Raw genomic sequence first — 6,528 nt, 5'->3', positions numbered from 1 at the left:
GACTACTGCTGCGTCCACGCTTCACTGGCGCTGCGTGAAGATGGTTATGAAACCATCATGGTCAACTGCAACCCGGAAACCGTTTCAACAGACTACGATACCTCTGACCGCCTGTACTTCGAACCGGTGACGTTTGAAGACGTGCTGGAAATCGTCCGCATCGAGAAGCCAAAAGGCGTTATCGTGCAGTACGGTGGCCAGACGCCATTGAAACTGGCGCGTGCGCTGGAAGCCGCGGGTGTGCCAGTGATTGGCACCAGCCCAGATGCGATTGACCGTGCAGAAGACCGCGAGCGTTTCCAACAGGCTGTGAATCGTCTGGGGCTGAAGCAACCGGCTAACGCCACGGTCGCGACCATTGAGCAGGCGGTAGAAAAAGCGCGTGGCATCGGCTATCCGCTGGTTGTCCGTCCTTCTTATGTTCTGGGTGGCCGCGCGATGGAAATCGTGTACGACGAAATCGACCTGCGTCGCTACTTCCAAAACGCCGTTAGCGTGTCCAACGATGCGCCGGTGCTGTTAGACCGCTTCCTTGACGATGCCATCGAAGTCGACGTTGATGCGATTTGTGACGGCGAGCGCGTGCTGATTGGCGGCATTATGGAGCACATCGAGCAGGCGGGCGTTCACTCCGGTGACTCAGCTTGCTCACTGCCGGCTTATACGCTGAGCAAAGAGATTCAGGACGTGATGCGTCAGCAGGTTGAGAAACTGGCGTTTGAGCTCTGCGTTCGCGGCCTGATGAACGTGCAGTTCGCGGTGAAGGATAACGAAGTTTATCTGATTGAAGTGAACCCACGTGCGGCGCGTACCGTACCGTTTGTCTCGAAAGCGACGGGCGTTCCGTTGGCGAAAGTCGCGGCACGCGTGATGGCAGGCAAAACGCTGGCTGAGCAGGGCATCACGAAAGAAATTATCCCGCCGTATTACTCCGTAAAAGAAGTGGTGCTGCCGTTCAACAAATTCCCTGGCGTTGACCCGATTCTGGGGCCAGAAATGCGTTCAACCGGTGAAGTCATGGGCGTGGGCCGCACGTTTGCTGAAGCGTTTGCTAAAGCGATGCTGGGCAGTAACTCGCACATGAAGAAAACCGGACGCGCCTTGTTGTCGGTGCGTGAAGGCGACAAAGCTCGCGTGGTGGATCTGGCGGCCAAGCTGTTGAAGTACGGCTTTGAACTGGATGCGACGCACGGCACGGCGATTGAGCTGGGCGAAGCGGGCATTAATCCGCGTCTGGTGAACAAGGTGCATGAAGGTCGTCCGCATATTCAGGACCGCATCAAGAACGGCGAGTACACTTACATCGTCAACACCACCGCAGGGCGTCAGGCGATTGAAGATTCCAAGCTGATTCGCCGCAGCGCGCTGCAATACAAGGTGCACTACGACACGACGCTGAACGGCGGTTTCGCCACGGCCATGTCGTTGACGGCAGATCCGACGGAGAAAGTGACTTCCGTGCAGGAAATGCATGCGATGATTAAAGGCTGATTGACCAACTTCGGTAGGCAGTAAGCGGATAATGAAAGCCAGCGTTGGCAACAGCGCTGGCTTTTTTGTATTTTTATTTAGCCTGAAATCCTCTTTCCAGCCACTCTGTTTTGAGGCAGGTATTGAGCTGGTTTCCTATGCCTGATATCAGGGTGAGATGATGTCCAGAACGCAGCGTTTGCTTGAGCTTTTACAGATATTACGCCATCACCGGTTTCCCGTAACAGGGGCGTATTTGGCGGAAAAATTAAGTGTGAGCCAGAGAACGGTCTATCGTGATATTGCCACGCTACAGTTGCAGGGAGCGCATATTGAGGGAGAGGCGGGATTAGGTTATATCCTGCGTCCAGGGTTCATTCTGCCCCCTCTGATGTTTTCAGAAGAGGAAATTGAAGCATTAGTGTTGGGCTCGCGTTGGGTCGTCCGAAGAACAGATGAGCGTTTGGCGGGGGCAGCCCGTAATGCGTTGATGAAGATTGCCGCGGTATTACCACCAGAGTTGCGTAACGCGCTTGATTCTTCAGGGCTATTAGTGGGTAAGGCGGAATTTACTCCCGCTGTTGTTATCGACTTATCAGCCTTACGTCACGCTATTCGGGCAGAACGTCGCACGGAGATTGCTTATTGTGACCTTCAGGGCAATGAGTCTCTCCGAATTATCTGGCCGTTTGCATTGGGATTTTTCGATCAAACGCATGTGATTGCTGCCTGGTGCGAACGTCGTCAGCAGTTTCGTCATTTCAGGGCTGAACGCATCCGTAGTATGACGGTGTTGGAGCAGCGTTATCCTCGTCGTCGTCAGCAGTTATTAAAAGAATGGCATGAAAAAGAGGACATTCCTCAGCAGTAATGGCTACTGACAGAAATTGACATCAGTGCGTACTACGATGCATTCAGGCAAGCAGAAGCCTTCTGCTTATTACCCACCTGATTACAGGGAGTCTCTGATGAACGCACCAAATTTTATTATTTTATATGTGGAAGATGCCGTTACCAGCGAACGTTTCTATCGTGAACTGTTTGATTTTCAGCCTGTTGAGAAGTCGGAAAACTTTGCCATGTTTGCCTTTGACTCTGGGCTGTTATTGGGGTTGTGGTCTAAGCATGAGGTTAAACCGATAACCCAACTGGCGGGCGGTGGTAGCGAATTAGCCATTCGTGTCGAGAGTGAGGTCGCACTGAATGCGATTTATGAAAACTGGAAGGCACGGGATATAACTATCGCTCAGGACATCACCCAGATGGATTTTGGCCTAACATTCGTAGCACTCGATCCCGATCACCATCGGTTACGTGTTTATTATGCCAGCTACTAAGCTAGCGTCAGGATAAGAACATAACCCCTTCGGTGAAAATCGAGGGGGTTTTTATATCAATCCAGACGGCGACAGGCGAGCAAGTCTGGTGGCAATCTCACCCCAGTGCCACCTTGATGCCCAATGCGATCAACACCGTTCCTAGCAGCTTATCGACCAGTTTCTGCACTTTAGCCAATCCACGGCGTACCGGTTCGCTTTGGAAAAGTACGACTAACAGCGGCCACCAGACGAGAGAAAGCAGCCAGATAATCATGGCATACCACAGTTTTTCACCGATGCCTGAGTGAATGTTCAGAACCTGAGTGAACATCGCCAGAAAGAAGAGTGTGGCTTTCGGGTTAAGCAGGTTGCAGAGATAGCCTTGGAGGAACGCTTTTTTCAGGCTGACGCTTTGCTGTGTCAGGTTTGATACGTCCATTTTGCTTCCGCCGCGCGCGAATAGCGCTTGAATACCGATCCAGATCAGATAGGCGGCACCCGCATATTTCAGTACATTAAACAGCCAAGGCGTGGTGGTGATGACGACGGCTAGCCCGGCGACGCAGTACGCCATGTGAGTTGCTACCCCACAGATGACGCCAAAGGCGGTCATCATTGCAGCAGCACGTGGATAGCGCGCCGCATTCCTGATAACGAGGAAAAAGTCGGGGCCGGGAGAGAGCATCCCCAGCGTGGCGATGGTCGCGACAAACAGTGATGTCTCTAACATGGTCATTCCAGGCAGTGAAGAAAGAGAGAGGCCGAGGGAAATCATAGCGCCAGAATAATGAATTCGCATCACACTTATTGGTTATTCGGCGGCGATATGTTAACAATTGTCCTTTCATTTTTTGTGGTTAATTTCAGGGGCGGGTTGAGATAACAACATGGTCAGTGAATGTGAAAACCGTGAATTACTAAGTAATACAAAACGGATGGGTGAAGCGCCACAGCAGCGGGAAATAACCCGATTGTGCATCCAGTGTGCGCTGCTGCTGTTACAGCATGGCGCAGAGAGTATGGTGGTAGAACAGCTGTCGTCACGGCTGGGTATGGCGCTTGGCGCTGATAGCGTTGAGAGCTCCATCTCAGCAAATTCGATTGTGCTGACCACCATCATGCAGGGACATTGCCTGACGTCGACGCGGAAGAATGTGGACCGCGGCATTAATATGCACGTCGTCATTGAGGTTCAGCATGCGGTCATCATGGCCGAGCATAAGTTGCTGGATGTGGCAGGGGTGGAAAAACGTCTGGGAAATATCAAACCGCTGCGCTATCCACGCTGGCTGATGGTTTCCGTTGTGGCGCTTTCCTGCGGCTGCTTCAGCCGTTTGAACGGCGGCGGGTGGGATGCATTTATCGTCACGCTGATTGCCAGCGGTCTGGCAATGTACGTTCGGCAAGTCTTTACGGCGCGACACCTGAATCCGTTGATCAACTTCTGTATTACGGCGTTTGTGGCGACGTCGGCATCCGGGCTGTTGATGCGTTTGCCTGCTTTTGGACAAACCTCAACGGTCGCGATGGCGGCGAGCGTGCTGCTGCTGGTTCCCGGCTTTCCGTTGATTAACGCCGTGGCGGATATGTTTAAAGGGCACGTGAATACCGGTCTGGCACGCTGGACGGTCGCGAGTTTACTGACGCTGGCGACCTGTATTGGCGTGGTGATGGCGATGTCGCTGTGGGGGTTACGCGGATGGGCTTAAGTTTACTGTGGGCACTCTTGCAGGATATGGTACTGGCGGCGGTCCCTGCGTTGGGCTTTGCGATGGTCTTCAACGTGCCGCTGAAAGTGCTGCCTTACTGCGCGTTGCTGGGCGGTGTCGGGCATGGCGTACGGTTTCTGGCGATACATTTCGGTATGAATATCGAGTGGGCGTCGTTTCTGGCGGCGATCCTGATTGGCATCATCGGTATTCGCTGGTCACGCTGGCTGCTGGCGCATCCGAAAGTCTTTACCGTAGCGGCGGTGATCCCGATGTTTCCCGGTATTTCTGCCTATACCGCGATGATTTCGGTGGTGGAGATTTCGCACCTTGGCTACAGCGAAGCGCTGATGAGCGTCATGATAACCAATTTTCTGAAGGCCAGTTTTATCGTCGGTGCGCTCTCTATCGGCCTGTCTTTACCGGGGATATGGCTTTACCGTAAACGGCCGGGAGTATAAAACTCTTATATTACGTTTCGGTCTTGTATCTATATCGACGAGCGAAAGGGCTTTCCGTATAGTGTCAGCAATTTTCTGACCTACAGGGTTTTTTCACCATGGTTATTAGTTTGATTGCTGCACTGGCAGTGGATCGCGTGATTGGTATGGAAAACGCGATGCCGTGGCATTTGCCAGCCGATCTGGCATGGTTTAAGCGTAATACGCTTAATAAGCCGATTATTATGGGGCGTAATACTTTCCGTTCTATCGGTCAGCCGCTGCCCGGCCGACTGAACATTGTCGTCAGCAATCATCCCGGTGATGACGATCGTGTGACCTGGGTCTCTTCGCTGGACGCTGCGCTGGCGGCAGCGGGTGACGTCGAGGAAGTGATGGTGATTGGCGGCGGCAGTATCTATCAGCAAATGCTGGCGCAGGCTAATCGCCTCTATCTGACGCACATTGATGCCGAAGTTGAAGGCGACACGCATTTCCCTGACTATGAGCCGGATGAGTGGCAGTCTGTTTTCAGCGAGTTCCATGATGCTGACGAGCGCAACTCACACAGTTACTGCTTCGAAATTCTGGAACGCCGCTAAGCGCCTTTCCTGCGATAACATTCTGTCGATGACTCGCTAAACCCGCCTTGTTGCGGGTTTTTTCGTTTTCTTACCCGATGTTTTACTTCCCCGCCTGACAGCTTTCCCAAATGGCATGTCTCAGCCAGCGATGCGCAGGATCGCTCTCGCGTCGCGTATGCCACACCTGCTGGAAGGCAAAATGGGGTATCGCGAAAGGAGGCGGGAAAATGTGCAAATCTGGCGTAGTGATGTGGGCCATGCTGCGCCGTGCGGCAGTCAAAATCAGGTCAGTACTGGCAATGAGATTGATGGCGGCGTGCCAGTGGGGCAGCGTCAGCACGACATTGCGCGAAAGGCCGCTTGCAGCAAGCGCGCTGTCCACTTCATTGGCTGAATCGGGATGCATGGTGACCAGAACATGTGGGCGTTCCAGCCATGCCTCAAACGATAGCGTACCGTTTTCCGGCAGCGTAGCGCGGTCGGCCAGACAGGCAAACTGTTCTTCAAAGAGAAGCTCGGCGTGTACTTCAGGCGGGCGTTCAGGAAATACGCCGAGGCCTAAATCGATTTCGCCATCAATCAACTGTGCCAGCATCATTTCACGGCCGGCATGACTGACGGCCAGCGAAACGCCGGGAGCTTGCACGCGTAGATGCCGCATGAGCGTTGGCAAAACGGCATTCGTACCGTAATCAGAAAGCGCCAAACGGAAATGTCGCGTGCTATGGCGCGGATCGAACTGCGGAGCTTGTATAAGGCCATTTAGTTGATCAAGCGCGAGTTCCAGCGGGCCGAGTAGCGCTTGTGCACGGGTCGTTAGCGTCAGACCGACTTCACGCCGGACTAACAGCGGATCGTTAAAAATCTGGCGAAGCTGTGCTAGTGAATGGCTGACGGCAGGCTGGCTGCGGTGCAGGCGCAGCGCTGCCCGCGTGACATGTTTTTCCGTCAACAGTGCATGAAGCGTTAGCAGCAGATTCATATCGATACGCCGTAAATCATCCAT

General features: G+C 53.4%; 8 protein-coding genes. 6 read left to right on the top strand and 2 right to left on the bottom strand.

The window, feature by feature from the left end; translation table 11 throughout:
* The 3 genes from carB to H4F65_RS19295 form a co-directional block, all read left to right on the top strand.
* A partial coding sequence (gene carB / locus H4F65_RS19305) for a carbamoyl-phosphate synthase large subunit (protein ID WP_205536110.1) occupies positions 1–1,491 on the top strand: 1,491 nt, incomplete at its 5' end.
* 160 nt (positions 1,492–1,651) lie between these two features.
* Positions 1,652–2,341 (top strand): helix-turn-helix transcriptional regulator, encoded by a 690-nt coding sequence (locus tag H4F65_RS19300; protein WP_010681759.1) that lies wholly within the window; start codon positions 1,652–1,654, stop codon positions 2,339–2,341.
* Between the two features lie 97 nt (positions 2,342–2,438).
* On the top strand, positions 2,439–2,807 hold the full coding sequence (locus H4F65_RS19295; RefSeq protein ID WP_010681758.1) for a VOC family protein: 369 nt from the start codon (positions 2,439–2,441) through the stop codon (positions 2,805–2,807).
* A gap of 97 nt (positions 2,808–2,904) precedes the next feature.
* Here H4F65_RS19295 and H4F65_RS19290 read toward each other — a convergent pair whose 3' ends face one another.
* The gene (locus tag H4F65_RS19290; protein ID WP_010681757.1) at positions 2,905–3,519 is read right to left on the bottom strand and encodes a LysE family transporter; all 615 of its coding nucleotides are present in this window, start codon (positions 3,517–3,519) and stop codon (positions 2,905–2,907) included.
* Between the two features lie 205 nt (positions 3,520–3,724).
* On the opposite strand from H4F65_RS19290, the gene H4F65_RS19285 reads away from it, so the two are divergent.
* From H4F65_RS19285 to folA, 3 genes are all read left to right on the top strand, one after another.
* Complete coding sequence (locus H4F65_RS19285; RefSeq protein ID WP_010681756.1) at positions 3,725–4,498, top strand: threonine/serine exporter family protein; 774 nt, start codon at positions 3,725–3,727, stop codon at positions 4,496–4,498.
* Entirely contained in the window at positions 4,489–4,959 is a 471-nt protein-coding gene (locus H4F65_RS19280) for a threonine/serine exporter (RefSeq protein WP_010681755.1), read from the top strand. Before H4F65_RS19285 ends, H4F65_RS19280 begins: the two co-directional genes overlap by 10 nt.
* 98 nt (positions 4,960–5,057) lie before the next feature.
* Positions 5,058–5,540, top strand: coding sequence for a type 3 dihydrofolate reductase (gene folA, locus H4F65_RS19275; protein ID WP_010299774.1), 483 nt, complete (start codon positions 5,058–5,060; stop codon positions 5,538–5,540).
* A gap of 82 nt (positions 5,541–5,622) precedes the next feature.
* Here folA and H4F65_RS19270 read toward each other — a convergent pair whose 3' ends face one another.
* On the bottom strand, positions 5,623–6,528 hold the full coding sequence (locus tag H4F65_RS19270; protein ID WP_010681754.1) for a LysR family transcriptional regulator: 906 nt from the start codon (positions 6,526–6,528) through the stop codon (positions 5,623–5,625).

Source organism: Pectobacterium brasiliense (assembly GCF_016950255.1).
Lineage (GTDB): Bacteria > Pseudomonadota > Gammaproteobacteria > Enterobacterales > Enterobacteriaceae > Pectobacterium > Pectobacterium brasiliense.
The sequence above is the reverse complement of the archived record's forward strand: the minus strand, read 5'-3'. Positions and strand labels throughout refer to the sequence as shown.

Bases quoted from the DNA above. Each gene is read 5' to 3' on its own strand.
- H4F65_RS19270 (WP_010681754.1), bottom strand. From the start codon at position 6,528: ATGGATGATTTACGGCGTATCGATATGAATCTGCTGCTAACGCTTCAT.
- H4F65_RS19290 (WP_010681757.1), bottom strand. From the start codon at position 3,519: ATGTTAGAGACATCACTGTTTGTCGCGACCATCGCCACGCTGGGGATG.
- H4F65_RS19280 (WP_010681755.1), top strand. From the start codon at position 4,489: ATGGGCTTAAGTTTACTGTGGGCACTCTTGCAGGATATGGTACTGGCG.
- H4F65_RS19295 (WP_010681758.1), top strand. From the start codon at position 2,439: ATGAACGCACCAAATTTTATTATTTTATATGTGGAAGATGCCGTTACC.
- H4F65_RS19300 (WP_010681759.1), top strand. From the start codon at position 1,652: ATGTCCAGAACGCAGCGTTTGCTTGAGCTTTTACAGATATTACGCCAT.
- H4F65_RS19285 (WP_010681756.1), top strand. From the start codon at position 3,725: ATGGGTGAAGCGCCACAGCAGCGGGAAATAACCCGATTGTGCATCCAG.
- folA (WP_010299774.1), top strand. From the start codon at position 5,058: ATGGTTATTAGTTTGATTGCTGCACTGGCAGTGGATCGCGTGATTGGT.